Origin of the sequence: Erwinia sp. 9145 (assembly GCF_000745075.1) — a bacterium.
GTDB lineage: Bacteria > Pseudomonadota > Gammaproteobacteria > Enterobacterales > Enterobacteriaceae > Erwinia > Erwinia oleae.
On sequence record NZ_JQNE01000001.1, the window covers coordinates 1,772,259 to 1,790,584 of the forward strand.

Annotated in this window: 14 protein-coding genes; 7 read left to right on the forward strand and 7 right to left on the reverse strand. The window is 57.1% G+C overall.

What is annotated here, in order from left to right; genetic code table 11:
- Positions 1-51: 51 nt before the first annotated feature.
- Both araA and FA91_RS08720 read right to left on the reverse strand, forming a co-directional pair.
- Positions 52-1,548: an L-arabinose isomerase gene (gene araA / locus FA91_RS08715; protein ID WP_034914657.1), complete on the reverse strand. Its 1,497-nt coding sequence runs from the start codon at positions 1,546-1,548 to the stop codon at positions 52-54.
- Positions 1,535-3,241 (reverse strand): ribulokinase, encoded by a 1,707-nt coding sequence (locus FA91_RS08720; RefSeq protein ID WP_034914660.1) that lies wholly within the window; start codon positions 3,239-3,241, stop codon positions 1,535-1,537. The genes araA and FA91_RS08720 overlap by 14 nt, the downstream gene beginning before the upstream one ends.
- A gap of 359 nt (positions 3,242-3,600) precedes the next feature.
- Between FA91_RS08720 and FA91_RS08725 the strand changes: the two genes are divergently transcribed.
- The 5 genes from FA91_RS08725 to FA91_RS08745 all read left to right on the forward strand — a co-directional run bounded on the left by FA91_RS08725 (position 3,601) and on the right by FA91_RS08745 (position 9,230).
- Entirely contained in the window at positions 3,601-4,584 is a 984-nt protein-coding gene (locus FA91_RS08725) for an arabinose ABC transporter substrate-binding protein (RefSeq protein ID WP_034914663.1), read from the forward strand.
- 72 nt (positions 4,585-4,656) lie between these two features.
- The gene (araG, locus tag FA91_RS08730) at positions 4,657-6,180 is read left to right on the forward strand and encodes an L-arabinose ABC transporter ATP-binding protein AraG (protein ID WP_034914665.1); all 1,524 of its coding nucleotides are present in this window, start codon (positions 4,657-4,659) and stop codon (positions 6,178-6,180) included.
- A 16-nt stretch (positions 6,181-6,196) separates the two neighbouring features.
- Positions 6,197-7,180, forward strand: a complete 984-nt coding sequence (gene araH, locus FA91_RS08735; RefSeq protein ID WP_034914667.1) for an L-arabinose ABC transporter permease AraH — start codon at positions 6,197-6,199, stop codon at positions 7,178-7,180.
- Between the two features lie 13 nt (positions 7,181-7,193).
- Positions 7,194-8,111 carry an arabinose operon transcriptional regulator AraC gene (gene araC, locus FA91_RS08740; protein ID WP_034914676.1) on the forward strand — a complete coding sequence of 306 codons (918 nt, stop codon included), beginning with the start codon at positions 7,194-7,196 and terminating at the stop codon, positions 8,109-8,111.
- Positions 8,112-8,189: 78 nt separating this feature from the next.
- Positions 8,190-9,230, forward strand: a complete 1,041-nt coding sequence (locus FA91_RS08745; protein WP_034914678.1) for an oxidoreductase — start codon at positions 8,190-8,192, stop codon at positions 9,228-9,230.
- A gap of 109 nt (positions 9,231-9,339) precedes the next feature.
- Here the strand turns inward: FA91_RS08745 and FA91_RS08750 are convergent, their stop codons facing one another.
- On the reverse strand, positions 9,340-10,386 hold the full coding sequence (locus FA91_RS08750) for an SDR family oxidoreductase (RefSeq protein ID WP_034914680.1): 1,047 nt from the start codon (positions 10,384-10,386) through the stop codon (positions 9,340-9,342).
- 110 nt (positions 10,387-10,496) lie between these two features.
- Between FA91_RS08750 and FA91_RS08755 the strand changes: the two genes are divergently transcribed.
- On the forward strand, positions 10,497-11,426 hold the full coding sequence (locus FA91_RS08755) for a LysR family transcriptional regulator (protein ID WP_034914683.1): 930 nt from the start codon (positions 10,497-10,499) through the stop codon (positions 11,424-11,426).
- 56 nt (positions 11,427-11,482) lie between these two features.
- Here the strand turns inward: FA91_RS08755 and add are convergent, their stop codons facing one another.
- The 3 genes from add to malX all read right to left on the reverse strand — a co-directional run bounded on the left by add (position 11,483) and on the right by malX (position 15,408).
- The gene (add, locus tag FA91_RS08760; RefSeq protein ID WP_034919129.1) at positions 11,483-12,493 is read right to left on the reverse strand and encodes an adenosine deaminase; all 1,011 of its coding nucleotides are present in this window, start codon (positions 12,491-12,493) and stop codon (positions 11,483-11,485) included.
- Positions 12,494-12,594: 101 nt separating this feature from the next.
- Entirely contained in the window at positions 12,595-13,776 is a 1,182-nt protein-coding gene (locus FA91_RS08765; RefSeq protein WP_034914686.1) for a MalY/PatB family protein, read from the reverse strand.
- Positions 13,777-13,818: 42 nt separating this feature from the next.
- Positions 13,819-15,408, reverse strand: a complete 1,590-nt coding sequence (malX, locus tag FA91_RS08770; RefSeq protein WP_034919132.1) for a maltose/glucose-specific PTS transporter subunit IIBC — start codon at positions 15,406-15,408, stop codon at positions 13,819-13,821.
- A 180-nt stretch (positions 15,409-15,588) separates the two neighbouring features.
- On the opposite strand from malX, the gene FA91_RS08775 reads away from it, so the two are divergent.
- Entirely contained in the window at positions 15,589-16,620 is a 1,032-nt protein-coding gene (locus tag FA91_RS08775; protein ID WP_034914688.1) for a Mal regulon transcriptional regulator MalI, read from the forward strand.
- Positions 16,621-16,659: 39 nt separating this feature from the next.
- On the opposite strand, the gene FA91_RS08780 is transcribed toward FA91_RS08775, so the two are convergent.
- Positions 16,660-18,213, reverse strand: coding sequence for a YdgA family protein (locus tag FA91_RS08780; protein WP_051937109.1), 1,554 nt, complete (start codon positions 18,211-18,213; stop codon positions 16,660-16,662).
- Positions 18,214-18,326: the final 113 nt, after the last annotated feature.

Below are 18,326 nucleotides of genomic sequence, written 5' to 3' on the forward strand. Positions count from 1 at the left end.
CTTGCCTGTATGTTTTAAAATATCAATGACGCCTCAGCCGCTATCCCATTCCTAACGCTGATTCAGCCGGTAATACGCTTCGTTCCAGCGCAGTGCGTCGCGGAAGCCATGCAGCGTGGTCTCTTCATCAATCACCAACACCTCAATGCCGTGCATCTCGCCGTACTGCCGCATATCGTCGACCGTGAGCGCCTGGCTGAACACGGTATGATGCGCGCCGCCGCCCAGAATCCACGCCTCAGATGCGGTATTCAGTGACGGTTGGGCTCGCCACAATGCGCGCGCTACCGGCAGTTTTGGCAGCGGTTGCGGCTGTTCGATGGCGTCGACAACGTTCACCAGCAGGCGGAACCTGTCGCCCATATCAATCACGCTGGCGTTGACCGCGCGCCCGGCAGGGGCGGAGAATATCAGCCTCGCCGGATCGGCCTTGCCGCCAATGCCAAGGAACTGCACATCAATCAGCGGGCGTGACTCTTTAGCGATGCTGGGACACACTTCAAGCATGTGCGAACCCAACACTAACTCGTTGTCCGGCGAAAAGTGATAGGTGTAATCTTCCATAAACGACGTACCGCCCGGCAGCCCGGTCGCCATCACTTTGAAAATATGCAGCAGCGCGGCGGTTTTCCAGTCGCCTTCACCGGCGAAGCCGTATCCCTGCTGCATCAGGCGCTGAACCGCCAGCCCCGGAAGCTGCGTCATACCGTGCAGCGTCTGGAAGTTGGTGGTAAACGCCATGCAGCCTTCAGCCTGTAAAAAGCGCGTAATGCCCAGTTCAATGCGCGCCGCATCGAGCACGTTCTGGCGCTTTTCACCGTTAACAGCGGCGGCGGCGGTAAATTCATACAGGCTTTCATATTCATCGATCAGCGTATTCACATCACCATCGCTGACCTGATTGATCACCTCAACCAGATCGCCGACGCCCCAGCCGTTCACCGCATAGCCAAACTGGATCTGCGCCGCCACCTTATCGCCTTCGGTCACCGCCACTTCACGCATGTTGTCGCCAAAACGCGCCACTTTTAGCTGCTGGCTGGCCTGTTTCGCCGCCGCCGCGCGCATCCATTTGCCGATGCGCATCTGTGCGGTTTTGTCCTGCCAGTGGCCGGTGATCACGCTGTGCGGCAAACGCATCCGCGCACTAATAAAACCGAACTCGCGTCCGCCGTGCGCGGTCTGATTCAGGTTCATAAAATCCATATCCATGCTGTCCCACGGGATTTCAGCATTGAACTGGGTATGAAATTGCAGCAGCGGCTTATGAAGAACCGACAGGCCGCCGATCCACATTTTTGCCGGCGAAAACGTATGCAGCCAGGCGATCAGGCCCAGACAATCCTGCGCGTGGTTCGCTGCGCGGCACAGCGCCAGCGCCTCGTCAGGGCTTTTCACCAGCGGCTTCAGCGTCAGCACGAACGGCAGTTGACCGTCGCGATTCAGCCCGTCGACCACCTGCTGCGCGTGCTGCTCAACCTGACGCAGCGTTTCCGCGCCGTACAGATGCTGCGTGCCAATAACAAACCAGACCTTAAGCTGGGACATCGTATTCTCCTTGATCGGTAAACTGCCGGGCGGCGTATTGCGGCTCGGCCGCATCACACCACTGAAGGTATCGTTGATAAAGCTGCCGGAAACGCGCAACGCGGCTGGCATCGGGCTGAAGGGTGACCTCAATCGGGCTGGCCATCTTGCTCTGTGCGACAGGAACATCGGTATAAACCCCCGCGGCAACGGCGGCAAAAATCGCCGCACCCAGCGCGCAGCACTCGTCCGAGGCGACAATCTCCAGCGGACGGTTCATCACATCGCAACACACCTGCATAATGGCCGGCGATTTGCGGGCAATGCCGCCGAGCGCCAGCACGTTTTCCACCGGGATCGCCTGCTCTTCAAAACACTCCATAATGGCGCGCGCGCCAAAGGCGGTGGCGGCAATGAAACCGCCAAACAGCGTGGCCGCATCGGTGCCAAGGTTGAGATCGGCGATGACGCCTTTCAGGCGCTGATTGGCATAAGGCGTACGGCGGCCGTTGAACCAGTCCAGCACCACCGGCAGATGATCCAGCTGCGGATCGACGGCCCATGCCTGAGTGAGATCGTTGAGCAGCGTGCCCTGAATTTCCGCCAGATCGGCGCGCAGGTGCGGATGTTTTTCTGCGGCCTGCGCCAGCGGCCAGCCGAGCAGGCGGCTGAACCAGGCATACATATCGCCAAAGGCCGACTGGCCCGCTTCAAGGCCAATCGCGCCAGGCACCACGCTGCCGTCCACCTGACCACAAATGCCGCCAATAGCGGCGTCGCCGACCCGGTCTGCGTCAGCGATCAGAATGTCGCAGGTTGAGGTGCCAATCACTTTTACCAGCGTGTAGCGCCCGGCACCGGCGCCGACCGCGCCCATATGACAGTCAAACGCGCCGCCCGCGATTTTCACCCCGGCAGGTAAGCCAAGCCGAACGGCCCACTCGTCGGTGAGTGCGCCAACCGGCACGTCCGCCGTCCAGGTATCGTGAAAGAGCGGGCAGTCAAGCTGTTCCGTCAGGAGCGGATCAAGCGCCTGCAAAAAGGCTTTATCGGGCAGGCCCTGCCAGTCGGGATGCCATAACGATTTGTGTCCGGCCGCGCAGCGTCCGCGACGCACGGCAGCGGGCGCAGTGGTGCCGCTCAGCAGGGCGGGCACCCAGTCGCACAGCTCTATCCATGAAACGGCGGCCTCGCGCACGGCGGCATCTTCCCGGCTGACGTGCAGAATTTTTGCCCAAAACCACTCTGACGAATAGATGCCGCCGATATAGCGTGAATAGTCAGGAAACTGGCCGCCCTGGCAAAGCGCAGTGATCTCTTCGGCTTCCTGAATGGCGGTATGATCTTTCCACAGCACAAACATTGCGTTGGGGTTTTCCGCGAATTCGGGCCGCAGCGCCAGCACCTTGCCGTCGCGATCGATAGGGGCGGGCGTCGAGCCCGTCGAATCAACGCCAATGCCCACCACCTGCTGGCGTTGTTCAGGCGTCATTTGTGTGACAACGTCACTGATGGCCTGCGTCAGCGCGTCGATATAGTCCTGTGGATGATGGCGAAACTGATTCAGGCGACTTTGACAATATTTACCCTGCTGCCAGCGTGGATAAGCAACCACCTGCTTAAACAGTTCCTGCCCGGTGGCACAGTCCACCGCCAGCGCGCGCACGGAATCACTGCCAAAATCGAGACCTAGTGTAATGGCACCCCTCTGCATATCTTTTCTCCAGACGCTCGTTCCACGGTCTGAATACCCTAAGAAGCTGTGTCATCGGGCGTTAGGCTAAGGTCGCTACAGATATGCACTTTTCTGCCGTCTCCCCCTATTCTGTGACCGGCTTCAAATGTTGCAAAAAGGTTAATTTTGCTGAATCTATGGACAAAATGGCTGTAGTTTCAGGGTGTGATAATGCTCTCCCTTTTAATGTTCAGTTACCGCTAAAACTACCGCTCGTCGGTTGCTTTACCCCTGTATCAACCGAAACACTGGCCGTTTGAAGCCCTTCACCGGGCCGCGTCAAGACGATAAACGTTACAACAGGCCGCAAAAAGCGGTCGACTTTGCCGGAGAGCCTTATGCACAAAATTACCCACGCGCTGGCCGCCGTTGGCCTCGCTGCCGTTATGTCACATTCGGCTATGGCCGACACCATGAAGCTCGGTTTTCTGGTTAAACAGCCGGAAGAACCCTGGTTTCAGACCGAATGGAAATTCGCCGACAAGGCCGGGAAAGAGCTGGGCTTTGAGGTGATCAAAATTGCCGTGCCGGACGGTGAGAAAACCCTTAATGCCATCGACAGCCTGGCGGCCAGTGGCGCAAAAGGTTTTGTTATCTGCACGCCCGATCCAAAACTGGGATCGGCAATCGTCGCCAAGGCGCGCAGCTATGATCTGAAGGTGATTGCCGTTGACGATCAGTTTGTGACCGCCAAAGGTAAGCCGATGGACAGCGTGCCGCTGGTGATGATGGCGGCAACCAAAATCGGCGAACGTCAGGGGCAGGAGCTCTATAAAGAGATGCAAAAGCGCGGCTGGGATGCAAAAGAGACCGGCGTGATGGCGATCACCGCCGATGAGCTGGATACCGCGCGCCGCCGCACCACCGGCTCAATGGATGCGCTGAAGGCGGCAGGTTTCCCGGCGGCGCAAATCTATAAGGTGCCGACCAAATCCAACGATATTCCCGGCGCTTTTGATGCGGGCAACTCTCTGCTGGTTCAGCACCCGGAGGTCAAACACTGGCTGGTGCTGGGCATGAATGACAACACCGTGCTGGGCGGCGTGCGCGCCACGGAAGGGCAAGGCTTCAAAGCGCCAGACGTGATCGGTATCGGCATCAACGGCGTGGATGCGGTAAGCGAACTCTCCAAAGGTCAGGCCACCGGTTTCTTCGGTTCGCTGCTGCCAAGCCCGGACGTGCATGGCTATAAAAGTATCCAGATGCTCTACAACTGGGTGACCAAAGACGCTGAACCGCCGAAGTTTACCGAAGTGACCGATGTGGTGCTGATCACCCGCGAAAATTTCAAAACCGAGCTGGAGAAAAAGGGACTGAAGTAATCAGGCAGATGCGGGCGGAGCCGATAACCGTTGGCTCCGCAGCGGGTACGGTAACCTTTGCAGGAGTGAAACATGAGCATGCAATCCGCCTATCTCAGCTTTCGCGGTATCAGCAAAACCTTTCCCGGCGTGAAGGCGCTTTCAGATATCAGCTTTGACTGCGCTGCCGGACAGATCCATGCGCTGATGGGAGAAAACGGCGCGGGCAAATCGACGCTGTTAAAGATCCTCAGCGGCAGTTATCAGCCCACCAGCGGCGAGATCGTGCTGCGCGGCGAGCCGGTTCGTTTTACGCATACCACCGCAGCGCTCGATGCCGGGGTGGCCATTATTTATCAGGAACTGCACCTGATCCCCGAAATGTCGGTGGCAGAAAATATCTATCTGGGCCAGTTACCGCAGCGCGGCGGCCTGGTTAATCGTTCGCTTTTGCGTTATGAGGCGGGCGAGCAGTTAAAAAATCTGGGGATGGATATCGATCCCGATACGCCGCTGAAGGCGCTGTCGCTGGGGCAGTGGCAGATGGTGGAGATCGCCAAGGCGCTGGCGCGAAACGCCAAAGTCATCGCCTTTGACGAACCCACCAGCTCGCTCTCCGCCCGTGAAATTGAACATCTGTTCCGGGTGATCCGCCAGTTACGCGACCACGGCCGCGTGGTGCTGTATGTCTCGCACCGCATGGAGGAGATCTTTGCGCTGAGCGATGCCATTACCGTATTTAAAGACGGGCGCTACGTCCGCACGTTCAACGACGTTGCCACGACCAGCCATGATGATCTGGTGCAGGCCATGGTAGGCCGTGAAATTGGCGATATTTATGGTTATTCGCCACGTCCGATCGGCGAGGTTCGTCTGGCGCTGAACGACGTGCAGGCGAAAGGGGTACGTAAGCCGATCTCGCTCAGCGTGCGCGCGGGGGAAATTGTTGGCCTGTTCGGGCTGGTCGGCGCGGGACGCAGCGAACTGATGAAAGGGCTGTTCGGCGCCACCAGGCTGACCGGCGGCGAACTGCGTCTTGACGGGCAGCCGCTGACCATTCGCGAACCAGGCGACGCCATTCGCGCCGGTATTCTGCTCTGTCCGGAAGATCGCAAAGCGGACGGCATCATTCCCGTTCACTCGGTACGCGACAACATCAACATCAGCGCGCGGCGCAACAATGTCAGCGCGGGCTGCCTGATCGACAACAAATGGGAAGACCAGAACGCCGCCTCACATATTCGCTCGTTGAATATCAAAACGCCGTCTGCCGATCAGCTGATTATGCATCTTTCCGGCGGCAACCAGCAGAAGGCGATCCTTGGCCGCTGGCTGTCGGAGGAGATGAAGGTCATTCTGCTGGATGAACCCACGCGCGGTATCGATGTGGGCGCGAAAAATGAGATCTACAGCCTGATCTACGCACTGGCAGAGAAGGGCATTGCCGTACTTTTCGCCTCCAGCGACCTGCCGGAAGTGATGGGGCTGGCGGACAGAATAGTGGTGATGCGCGAAGGCGCCATCGCCGGAGAACTGAGCCATGACCAGGCCACCGAAGCGCTGACGCTGGGCCTGGCCATGCCGAAAACAACGCAACGTGCCGCAGTTGTGGCCTGATCCAGGGAGTAAAAAGATGTCAACCTCAACAACCACGCCGGCGGCACCTTCACGCCATCGTTTTAACCCCGGCCGTATCTGGGATAACTTTGGCATGCTGGTGGTCTTTGCCGTGCTGTTTATCGGCTGCACCGTTTTCGTGCCTAACTTTGGTACGCTTATCAATATGAAAGGGCTGGGGCTGGCGATGTCCATGTCCGGCATGGTGGCCTGTGGCATGCTGTTTTGCCTGGCGTCGGGCGACTTTGATCTCTCGGTGGCCTCTGTCATCGCCTGCGCGGGCGTTACCACGGCAGTGGTTATCAACATGACCGAAAGCCTGTGGATTGGCATTGCGGCCGGTCTGCTACTGGGCGTTGCCTGCGGTTTCGTCAACGGATTTGTTATCGCCAGACTGAAGATCAATGCGCTGATCACCACGCTGGCGACCATGCAGATCGTGCGCGGTCTGGCCTATATTTTTTCCGATGGCAAAGCGGTCGGTATTGAAGACGAGCGCTTTTTCGCGCTGGGCTACACCAACTGGCTCGGCGTGCCTGCGCCGGTCTGGCTGACGCTCGCCACCATGGTGATTTTTGGTTTTCTGTTGAACAGAACCACCTTCGGGCGCAATACGCTGGCCATCGGCGGCAATGAAGAGGCGGCCAGACTGGCTGGCGTGCCGGTGGTACGGACGCGCATCATCATTTTCATCCTTTCCGGGCTGGTTTCCGCCGCCGCAGGCATTATTCTGGCATCACGCATGACCAGCGGCCAGCCGATGACCTCGCTGGGCTACGAGCTGATTGTGATTTCAGCCTGCGTGCTGGGCGGCGTCTCACTGAAGGGTGGCATCGGTAAAATTTCCTATGTGGTGGCGGGCGTGCTGATCCTGGGGACGGTAGAGAATGCGATGAATCTTCTCAATATCTCGCCTTTTTCACAGTATGTCGTGCGCGGTTTGATATTGTTAGCGGCAGTTATTTTCGACCGTTACAAACAGAAAGCGAAAACGGCCTGACCCGGAGGCGGTTATGTATCATCGTTTGGCGCCCGTTACCCAGCCCAATCCGCTGCTGCCCGGCTATCCGTTTAATGCCTGGCTGGTGGCGGGCCTGACGCCGATTGGCGCAGGGGATTCGCTGGACTTCTTTATCGACCGCCCTGGCGGCATGAAGGGCTATATCATTAATCTGACCACGGCGGGCCGGGGGCAGGTGTTCAGCGGCGAGCGCGCGTTTGACTGCGAACCAGGAGATTTGCTGCTTTTTCCGCCGCAAACGCCTCATTTTTACGGACGTTCGCCCGGCAGCGACTGCTGGCACCACCGCTGGATCTACTTCCGCCCGCGCGCTTACTGGAGCGACTGGCTGGCGTGGGAGGAGGAAAAACATGGGGTCGGACGGCTGCGGCTGCCGGAGCGGCTACGCGGCGAGTTTGACCGTCTTTTTGCCAATATCGAGCAGACCCACACCTCCGGCCGCCGCTTTGCGGAGGAGCTGGCGATGAATCTGTTGGAGCGGCTGCTGCTGCGCGCGGTGGAGGAAGATCCGCGCAGCCATCAGAAAATTCGCGATGCGCGGGTGATCGAAGCGTGCCAGTTTATCACCGGCAACCTGGCGGGCGAGGTGAAGATTGATGACGTGGCGAATCACGTCTGTCTTTCACCTTCGCGTCTGGCGCATCTTTTCCGCGAACAGATGGGCGTGAATCTGCTGCGCTGGCGAGAGGATCAGCGCATTATTCGCGCCCGGCTTTTGTTGCAAACCACCCAGGAACCCATCGCCACCGTCGGTCGGCTGGTCGGTTACGACGATCAGCTCTACTTCTCGCGCGTGTTTCGCAAGCGGGTTGGCGTCAGCCCCAGCGATTTTCGCCGCCGCTCGCTTGACGCGCATGACGCGCTGGTGGCGCTTGAGATGTGGGAATTACCGCGAAGTGCGAATGAATAAGCATTTCAGCGAAATCTCCCTTGTTCACAGCCTGTCGATGGTCTTAAATCAACAGGGTCTGAGATAAAAGGAGTGCAAATGAGCGAAAAAATTCGTGTTGGGCTGGTCGGTTACGGCTTCGCCAGTAAAACATTTCATGCGCCACTGATTGTCGGCACTGAAGGCATGACGCTGGCGGCCGTATCGAGCAGCGATGCAGGCAAGGTGCATGCCGACTGGCCGGAAACACAGGTAGTCAGCGATCCTCAGGCTCTCTTTGCCGATCCCTCGCTTCAGTTAATTGTTATCCCCACCCCCAATGACACCCATTTTCCGCTGGCAAAAGCCGCGCTGAATGCGGGAAAACACGTGGTCGTTGATAAACCGTTCACCGTGACACTGTCACAGGCGCGTGAACTGGATATGCTGGCAAAATCCAAAGGGTTGCTGCTGTCGGTGTTTCATAACCGCCGCTGGGACAGTGATTTCCTGACGCTGAAGACGCTGCTGGCGGACGGCGCGCTGGGCGAAGTGCGTTATTTTGAATCGCATTTCGATCGCTTCCGGCCTGAAGTTCGCAACCGCTGGCGCGAGCAGAAGGGCGCCGGGAGCGGTATCTGGTACGATCTGGGGCCGCATGTTATCGATCAGGCGCTTCAACTGTTTGGCTCGCCTGTGGCGATCAACGTTGATCTGGCGGAACTGCGTCCCGGCGCGCAAACCACCGACTATTTTCACGCGGTGCTGACCTATCCGCAGCGCCGCGTGGTGCTGCACGGCAGTATGCTGGTGGCTGCCGAATCGGCACGCTATCAGGTGCACGGCACGCGCGGCAGCTTTGTGAAGTTCGGCCTTGATCCGCAGGAAGACGCACTGAAGGCTGGCGCGCGTCCTCCGCAGGCTAACTGGGGCGAGGACAAGCGCGATGGCGTATTGACGCTGGCGGAGGGCGACAGGATCGCCGCTCAGACCCTGCCGACCATGCCGGGTAATTATCCGGCTTATTATGCGGGCGTGCGCGATGCGATTAATGGCGAAGGTAGCAACCCGGTGACGGCGGAAGAAGCGATTCAGGTTATGGAGCTTATCGAGTTAGGTATGCAGTCCGCCGAGAAACGCCAGACGCTTTCCATGAAGTAAAACGCGGGGCGTTGCGCTCCGGCGCGCAAGTTACGACAGAGAAGCCATTCGCGCCTGCGAATGGCTTCTCAATGCCGGTGCTGCACATGTGCGTGGGGACGCTGTCAATTCAGGGAATAAGCCGTAGTTGTCGAAATTGTGTAAACAGCCGATAAAACATCTGTTCAGTTTCACAATAATGATGAAACCCGGCGCGTCTCAGCTTGCTCCCGTCAGCAAACATATCGTAGTCCCAGCCTAACACGAAATCGACAAACTCCCACCCCGCCAGCTGCCCGATGCGGTTTTCCTGAAGAGAATGTTTGCTGGCAATATCCTGCCACAATGCCGCTTTATCGGACATCACCTCCTTCAGGGACATCGGCAGTGGCGGGGCAACCGCCAGGTCAAACCAGGCGGCAATCTTTGGCCACATCTCCTGCCATCGAAACAGATCGCCATTGTTAACATTAAATGCCTGATTTTTCGCCGCTGTCCCGGTGGCCGCCCAGACGGTGGCTTTCGCCAGCATCCCTGCGTCTGTCATTTCGATCAGGCTGGTCCAGGCACCGGGTTTACCCGGAAAACGAAAGGGCAGATGCAATTCTTTACAGAGAGAAGCATACACCGCCAGCGAGAGCGCCAGATTCATCGGATTTCCCGTTGAAATACCGCCGACGACGCTGGGGCGCAGGGCGGTCCAGTGCCAGTTTTTACCGGCCTGTCGATCTTCAATCAATGCCTGCTGCGCCACATTAAATTCTGGCGGCATATGGCCTTCATCACTTTCCCGTGCGGGCGTTTTAAAGGGGCCAAGGTGCGCACCGTAAACTTTGTAACCCTGCATCAGACTGACATGCTCAAGCCGCGAGGCGTTTTCTGCTGCGGTCAAAACGTTGTCAAGCATGCGAAGATTGGGTTCGACCAACCCGGCCCAGCTGTCAGCATGCTGATAAGCGGTATAAAAAAGATGAGTGACCTCCAGCGGTTTTAACAACGCAAGCGTTGCTGCTTTATCATGGAGATCGACGGACAGATAGCGAACGCCGGGACGATCTTTGCCGCCACGGCGCGACAGCCCAATAACCTGCCAGCCCGTTTCTACCAGCTCTTCAATTAACTTATTCCCTGCCACGCCATTCGCCCCGGCGACCACAGCTACACGTTGATTGTTCATCGATGTCATTCTCTTTGAGTAAGATTCGAACGGCAGCATGACCCATAAATTTTTCAGGCAGAAGAGGATGCTTTCTAATATTATTTATAAAAAAAACTTTGGGCAGGCACATGAACAAGCTGAAAGCGATGGAAATTTTCGTGCGCGTCGCCGAAACCGGCAATCTTTCGGCAGTTGCCAGGGAACGCAATCTGACTCAGCCCGCGGTCAGTCAGCAAATTGTCGCCCTTGAGCAGCTGCTCGGCACCGTCCTGCTGTTTCGAACCACTCGCTCTGTCACCCTCACAGAGGCTGGCGAACGTTACTATCACCAGATTGTGCCGGTTCTGGATGCACTGGCTGAAACAGAAGACAGCCTGTTCACACAGCGCCAGCAGCTTACCGGAACGTTGCGCATACAGGCGCCTTCCGGGCTCGGTCAGAAACTGATTACGCCGGTAGTGATCGCTTTTCAGCAACAACATCCCGGGCTGATCGTAGAATTAATGCTGGAAGATCGTCTTTCAGACATCGTCAGTGAAGGTATTGATCTGGCAATCAGACTCGGCAAACCGGTCAGACAAAATCAGGTTATCAGGCAGTTGGGGGAAGTTGAACGTGTGCTGGTTGCTGCGCCCGCCTACCTGCACGGCGCAGGTACGCCCGCAACGTTGTCCACCTTAGCGGATCATCGTTCTGTGCGCTACAGCGGGCTGGCTGAAGGAGACGCGCTGACGCTGGAAGGGCCAGACGGTAAAGAAACGGTTCTTCTGAAAACTGTTTTTCGCGCCAATAACAGTTTATCGCTGATCACCGCACTGGAAGAAGGCATGGGCATCGGCAGCATCCAGAAACCGCTGGTTGCTGAACATTTGCAGAAGGGAACACTTGTTCACCTGTTGCCACAGTACCGTTGGGCGCCTCTCACGCTGTATGCGTTATATCCCTCAGGACGTTTTATCCCGCTGAAAGCACGCATGCTGACCGACGCATTGATAAGCAGCCTTGAGAACATTGACGGGATAAAGCCCGTTTCCGGGTGGAACGTGAAACGGCAATAAAGCGCGGCGCTCCGCGAACCTCAGCATCCCTGCTGTGCATGACTCTGCTATTCCCGTTACGCCTGAATGTTTGTCGATACCTTTTTACGTATGGCGGCCTTTTCGGCATCGCTCAGGAACGCAATTTTCAGGCCATTTTCCTGCGCCGCGCGGATCTGCGCCTGACTCAATCCTGCCTGCGGTGCGGCGACGTTATACTCATGCGCCAGTTCAATGCCCTGAACCGCCGGATCGTCGGTATTGATGGTTGCCAGAATTCCACGTTCGAGGAACGTTGCCAGCGGGTGGTGCGCCAGCGATGACACCGTGCTGGTCTGAATATTCGAGGTCAGGCAGGATTCAATACCGATATGATGCGCCGCAAGGAAATCCATCAGTTCCGGATCGTCAACCGCTTTCACGCCATGACCGATGCGCTCGGCGCCAAGCTCGCGGATCGCCTGCCAGATGCTCTCCGGGCCGGCGGCTTCGCCGGCGTGCACGGTGATGTGCAACCCGGCATCGCGCGCCCGATTAAAGTGGCTGAGGAACTGACTGCCGGGAAAGCCGATTTCATCGCCCGCCAGATCCAGCGCCGTGATGCCATCGCGATGAGCCAGTAAACCCTCCAGCTCCTGCAAACAGGCGTCTTCGCCAAACGTGCGGCTCATAATACCAATCAAACGCACCTCGATATCATACCGCTGGCAGCCTGCGCGAACGCCATCAATGACCGCTTCAACCACGCCCGCTATCGGCAAAGAGTGGGTCATGGCCATATAGCCAGGTGAAAAACGCAACTCGGCGTAGTGGATACCGGCTTTTGCCGCGTCCTCAACGTTTTCCTGAGCAATCCGACGGCAGGCATCCAGTGACGCCAACACTTTTACGCCCCAGTCCAGCTTCTGCAAAAAACTCACCAGATCCGGTTCATTTTTCGTCACCTGGACATGCGGGCGCAGCGTCTCCAGCGTGGTAGCGGGCAGGGTAAGGTTAAATTCGCGACCTAAATCAAGAATGGTTTGCGCGCGGATGTTGCCGTCAAGATGACGATGGATATCGGTAAGGGGAAGCTGAGGATCAATCATGATGGCGCACTCTGTTAATTTTTCATAAAAGTGCATAACAGTATAAAAACAATTTGCGCAACTCCGCCAGCGAATTGCGCATCATAACAATTAACTGCCGTTTATTTATGCACAAGGCAGTCCTGAATGGCGGCAATCAGCCCATCCAGCCCGCGATCGAGCTTACTGCGCGGACAACCCACGTTGAGGCGGAGAAAACCCCGGCCCTCTTCACCGTAGGTATCACCCGGCATGATGGCGACTTTTTGCTGCTCAATCAGCCTCTGCTGCAACAGGCCATCATCGATCTGTAGTGGCCTTAAATCGATCCACGCCAGATAGGTCGCCTCCGGCGGCGCCCAGTAGAGAACGGGAAAAGTGTTGTTCAGTCGATCGGCAACCCGCCGAAGGTTTTCGGCCAGGTAACTGCGTAATGCATCCAGCCAGCGCTCGCCCTCACGATAGGCGGCGATATGTGCTGCCACCGCCATGACGGCCGGGGACGACAGACCATCGGCCTGTTTCAACGCCTGAAACCAGGCAAGACGATCCTGCTCATCGCTGATAAAACCATATGCGCCGGTCAGGGCAGGGATATTGAAACTTTTAGAGGCCGACGTGAACAAGGCCCAGCGATCGTGCGCCACCGCCGACCAGGGCGTGTGCGGCGTCGCGCCTGTCACCATATCCATATGAATTTCATCGCTGATCACCCGCACGTCATAGCGCTGACACAGTGACGCCATCTGCGCCAACTCCTCGCGCCGCCACACTTTACCGGTAGGATTATGCGGACTGCACAACAGCAAAATTTTGCACTGCGGCTGCGCCAGCAGCGCTTCAAGCGCAGCCATATCGCACCGCCACGTCGCGTCCTGCTTATGCAGCGGCAGCGCGCGCACCGTGCGCTGGTTGCCTTCAATGACCTTGTAAAAGGCGTCGTAGGCTGGCGTGTGGATCACCACGCCGTCACCCGGCGACGACCAGCGGCGGATCATCTGCGCCACCATATAGATCACCGATGGCCCGTAAACAAGCTGCCGTCTGTCAACAGTCAGCCCGAAGCGGTGTTGATACCAGTGGCACACGGCGGAGAGAAAATCATCATGCTGCCAGCGGCTGTAGCCAAACACCCCGTGCGCGACGCGCTGTTGAAGCGCATCAATCACGCACGGCGCGGTGGCAAAATCCATATCCGAGATAGTGAAGGGCAGTAAATCGTCGTGGCCGAAGCGGTCGGTGATAAAATCCCACTGGGTGCACCAGCTACCGCGGCGATCCACCACCCGATCAAAATCAAACATAGTCACCTCAATAAAAACGGGCCTGAACGGCCCGATCTGACCTCATGCGGACGCGGTGGGCATCATGCTCGCCATCTCATCCTTTACCGACTGAACCTGCGGCCCGATGACCACCTGAAGATTGTGCTGGTTCAGATGAACCACGCCAATGACCCGGTTGGACTTCAGCGCGGCGTCATCCACCAGGCTCATGTCTTTGACCGACAGGCGCAGGCGCGTCAGGCAATTATCCAGCGAGGTGATATTTTCCACACCGCCCAGCGCTGCCAGAATGGCCGGCGTATTGTAGCCGGACTTACCGGCCACCGCGGCGGAGAACGTTTTTTCGACGCTGGCGCTCTCCAGCTCACGGCCAGGCGTTTTAATATTAAAACGGGTAATGGCAAAGCGGAAAATCAGGTAGTAGCTGACGAACCAGATGGCGGCCACCACCGGCACCAGATACCATTTGGTCTGCAAACCGTGCAGGATGCCGAACACCACAAAATCGATCACGTTGCCGTCGGTGTTGCCGATGGTGACGCCCAATACCGCCATCACCGTAAAGCCCAGCCCGGTCAGCACGGCGTGGATCAAATAGAGGAACGGCGCAACAAACAGGAACAGGAACTCAACAGGTTCGGTGGTGCCGCCGACCACGCAGGCCACCACGCCGGAAATCAGCAGTCCCTTAATTTTATGACGGTTTTCAGGCCGTGCGCAGTGATACATCGCCAGCGCCGCGCCAGGCAGGCCACCGAGAAACGCCGGCATCTTACCCTGCGACAAAAAGCGGGTCGCGCTTTCGGCAAAGCCGCCGGAAGTGGGGCAGGAGAGCTGCGCCTGGAAAATAGTTAATGCGCCGCTGACGGTATGACCGCAAACGTCCATCGTGCCGCCCGCATCGGTGAAACGAATAATGGCCACCAGAATGTGTTGCAGACCAAACGGCAGCAGTAAACGCTCGCCGGTGCCAAATATCATCGGGCCAAAATCACCGGCACCATTGATGACCCAGCCCAGACCGGTGATTGCTGCGGCGAACCATGGCCAGATCAGCGGAATAACCAGGCCTGCCAGACCCATCACCACCGTGGTGATGATTGGCACGAAGCGCGTGCCGCCAAAAAAAGCCAGCGCATCCGGCAGGCGGATGGTGTGAAAACGCTCATGCAGCAGAAAAACAATGATGCCGACGATAACCGCGCCGAGGATCCCGGTATCAATCGACTGAATGCCGATAATATTCTGGATGTTGTTGGCTTTCAGTATCGCCGCATCGGTAGTGGGTAAAATCCCTTTTGCGTTAAGCCAGAAGTTTACCGCCAGATTCATTACCGCAAAGCCCACGAAACCAGAGAAGGCGGCAACGCCTTTGTTTTCCCGCGCCATACCCAGAGGGATGGCAATGGCAAACATCACCGGCAGGTAGCTGAAGGCGAATGACCCCATTTTACTCATCCAGGTAAAAATGAGCTGAAGCACGGTATTCCCCAGGAAAGGGATCAGGGTGATCACATCGTGGCTACTGAGCGAACTGCCGATCCCCATCAGGATCCCACAGAAAGAGAGCAGCGCAACGGGCAACATAAAGGTCTTTCCAAGGCTCTGGAAAAACTCCCAGAGCGTGATTTTCTGTTTGGTGGCGGACATAGGTTCTCCTGGCAAAAAAATGCTCAGCCACTGCTGAGGTAAAAAATGATAAAACGTTTTACCGACCATGAATGCGCGAGCGATCACACTCCTGATACGCTTAAGAGTTTTCTTTAATTTCATGAAGGTGTAACGTTTTACCCATGGCGCTAAAAGCTGATACCAGCAACGGGTTAAAAAATGTCGCAGAAGAAAATTACCATCAATGATGTTGCTGACGAGGCGGGTGTTTCGGTCACTACTGTATCTATGGTGCTGTCCGGAAAAGGGCGTATTTCAACAGCGACCGCAGAACGGGTCAACCAGGCGATTGAAGCGCTGGGATTTGTCCGCAACCGTTCGGCGGCCATGCTGCGCGGTGGTGAAAGCGGCGTGATTGGGCTGATCGTGCGTGACATCTGCCATCCTTTTTATGCGGAAATGACCGCCGGACTCAGCGAAGGGCTGGAAGCGCAGGGCAAGGTGCTGTTTCTGACGCAAAGCGGCGCGCACGGTCAGAATATCGATCGCTGCTTTGATTCTTTGGTGGCGCAAGGCGTGGAGGGGATTGTATTGGGCGGCGGCGCGGAAAACGCGGCCCATCTGGTGGGTAAAGCACGCGAGCAGCAGATCGCGTTGATCTGCGCGTCACGCGCGTCAAGCCTTGATGAGACGGATACCATTCGCCCTGATAACCTGCACGCTGCGAAAATGGCAACCGAGTACCTGATCCGTCGCGGTCATCACTGCATTGCGTGGCTGGGCGGCTCCGGCTCGTCACTCACCCGCGCGGAGCGCATTGGCGGCTACTGTGCCACTCTGATGCAATACGGTTTGCCCTTCCGCAGCGAGTGGATCGTCGAATGTGGACGCCAGCAGCGCGACGTGGCCGCATTGACCGAGCAGCTGATCCATCAGCATCCCACTATCACCGCCGTGCTGTGCCATAACGCCTCTGTCGCGCTGGGATGCTATTTCGGCCTGCAACGCACCGGCAGAACCATCGGTAAGGGCGCAGTAGACAGCTATTATGGACAGCAGATGGCGTTGGTAGGATTTGGCGACGTGCCGGAAGCGGAACTCACCGATCCACCGCTGACTTTTGTCACCAGTTCGGCGCGGGAAATCGGTCGCAGCGCAGCGCAACGGCTGTTACAGCGGATGGCGGACAGGCAGGGGGCGGTACAGAGCGTGATCCTGCCGCCGATATTGATTGAGCGGGGATCGGCATAAAAAAGGGGCGCCGAAAGCGCCCCGATAAAAGGTTTACTATTAAGGCTGCTGCAACGGCACATTTGGTTGCGCCTGAGGTTGCGCCGGCGCCTGCGGCGCGGGCTGAACCTGCGGCATCATACCGCCAAGCATGTAGCGCGCCAGGAACTGATCGAGCGGCAGCTTATCGCCATTCATGGTCACCTGGCCGGAAGCGTATTGCAGACGGGTGACAATGTTGTTGTCCTGCTGCGTGGTCAGCTTAAACATCTGGCCCATCGCCGCCAGGCCTTTGACCTGCTGCTCGGCCAGTTTCTTCGCATCGTCTTCCTTGTAGCCTTCCGTCATCGCCACACGAGTCATCAGCTCGGTCGCCATGTCCATTGAGATGGTCAGCTTGCCGTCCAGCGTTTTCAGGACGTTATCAACCGCCTGGCCGATATCCTGCGGCTGGGCGTTACCGCCGGCGGGATCTTTAAAGTGAACGGCCAGGTTGAAACTGCTTTCGCCTTTATCATTTTTCCAGCTCAGCGGCGCGATGTTCACTACCGGATCGCCTTTCAGCAGCAGCGGCAGATTGGTGCTGAAAATTTCACTCATTCGCTGCTGATAGCGCTCAGGATTATCGCTGATGCCGGGCTCATTCATCAGCGCCTGCACCTGCTGATTGTAGTTTTCAGAGAAGGCTTTCATGGCTTTGGCATCAAACTGTGACAGCTTGATGCCAAGCTTCGCCTGGCCGAAGTTCTGCTTCTGCACCTTCAGCGCATCCAGGGTGTAGTCGATGCTGCCCGAGATCAGGCTCTTATCAGAATCAAATGAGGATTTACCGTTCAGGCCTTCCGCGGTAAACGCTTCTTCGCCGTTGACCGCTGCCGTGAGTTTTTTCAGCGAGATGTGCTGATCGCCGATACGCATGCCTTCCGCGCTCAGATGCGTATTGGCGTCCAGCGACAGGCCGTTAGCGGTAAAAAGTACCGGCATGTCGTACTGATTTTTCGCGGTGAGCAGCACGCTCTCCAGCTCGCCGTTTAAGCTCACCTTATCGCCTTTATCATCAGCATCGACCTTGAAGGTGCCGCCGTTGGAGGCAAAACGTTCGCCGGTTTGCGCATTGTTATAATCGACCGGCAGCAAATGGATATCGGATGCCGTTGCGCCGCCGTAACCAATACGGGTTTCGGCCTTCACGATGGATTCGCCTTTGGTCATTTCAAACAGCTTTTTAACCGCATCGGTATTTTCCAGCTGCGTATGCACCGACGCCATGCTTGGGATCAGGTTAAACTTTTTCAACTGCGCCAGCGGAAAGGGGCCGTGATCGATTTTCTCGTTAAAAACCACGCTCTGGCCTGGTTTAATGATGGAATTGTCTTCGGTTTGTGAACTGGACTGAAGTACGAACCGCGCGGTACTGCTGAACACGCCACGGTTAAAATCCTGATAGCTGAGCCGTAAGCGGCTCTCTGGCGCCATGGTATTTAACTGAGCATTTGCGTTTTGCACCAGCTCGCCCATGTTTTTCTCAAGCTGCTTACCGGTAAACCAGGCGGCGCCGGTCCAAATCACGCCAAGCGCAACGACCACGCCTACTGCTATCTTCGTCTTTTTCATTTGCCATTCGTCCTTTAAGTCCTGGTGCCGACACGTCCGCCCTGCGGACAACTGCCCGGCGATAAAAAAACGCCCACCGGGCGTTTTTTGCTTAAAACCTGAATAATCATAGC

Coding starts and splice junctions, on each gene's coding strand:
- FA91_RS08775 (WP_034914688.1), top strand. CDS start 15,589: ATGTCGCAGAAGAAAATTACCATCAATGATGTTGCTGACGAGGCGGGT.
- araC (WP_034914676.1), top strand. CDS start 7,194: ATGTATCATCGTTTGGCGCCCGTTACCCAGCCCAATCCGCTGCTGCCC.
- FA91_RS08720 (WP_034914660.1), bottom strand. CDS start 3,241: ATGCAGAGGGGTGCCATTACACTAGGTCTCGATTTTGGCAGTGATTCC.
- malX (WP_034919132.1), bottom strand. CDS start 15,408: ATGTCCGCCACCAAACAGAAAATCACGCTCTGGGAGTTTTTCCAGAGC.
- FA91_RS08765 (WP_034914686.1), bottom strand. CDS start 13,776: ATGTTTGATTTTGATCGGGTGGTGGATCGCCGCGGTAGCTGGTGCACC.
- add (WP_034919129.1), bottom strand. CDS start 12,493: ATGATTGATCCTCAGCTTCCCCTTACCGATATCCATCGTCATCTTGAC.
- araH (WP_034914667.1), top strand. CDS start 6,197: ATGTCAACCTCAACAACCACGCCGGCGGCACCTTCACGCCATCGTTTT.
- FA91_RS08725 (WP_034914663.1), top strand. CDS start 3,601: ATGCACAAAATTACCCACGCGCTGGCCGCCGTTGGCCTCGCTGCCGTT.
- FA91_RS08755 (WP_034914683.1), top strand. CDS start 10,497: ATGAACAAGCTGAAAGCGATGGAAATTTTCGTGCGCGTCGCCGAAACC.
- araA (WP_034914657.1), bottom strand. CDS start 1,548: ATGTCCCAGCTTAAGGTCTGGTTTGTTATTGGCACGCAGCATCTGTAC.
- FA91_RS08745 (WP_034914678.1), top strand. CDS start 8,190: ATGAGCGAAAAAATTCGTGTTGGGCTGGTCGGTTACGGCTTCGCCAGT.
- araG (WP_034914665.1), top strand. CDS start 4,657: ATGAGCATGCAATCCGCCTATCTCAGCTTTCGCGGTATCAGCAAAACC.
- FA91_RS08780 (WP_051937109.1), bottom strand. CDS start 18,213: ATGAAAAAGACGAAGATAGCAGTAGGCGTGGTCGTTGCGCTTGGCGTG.
- FA91_RS08750 (WP_034914680.1), bottom strand. CDS start 10,386: ATGAACAATCAACGTGTAGCTGTGGTCGCCGGGGCGAATGGCGTGGCA.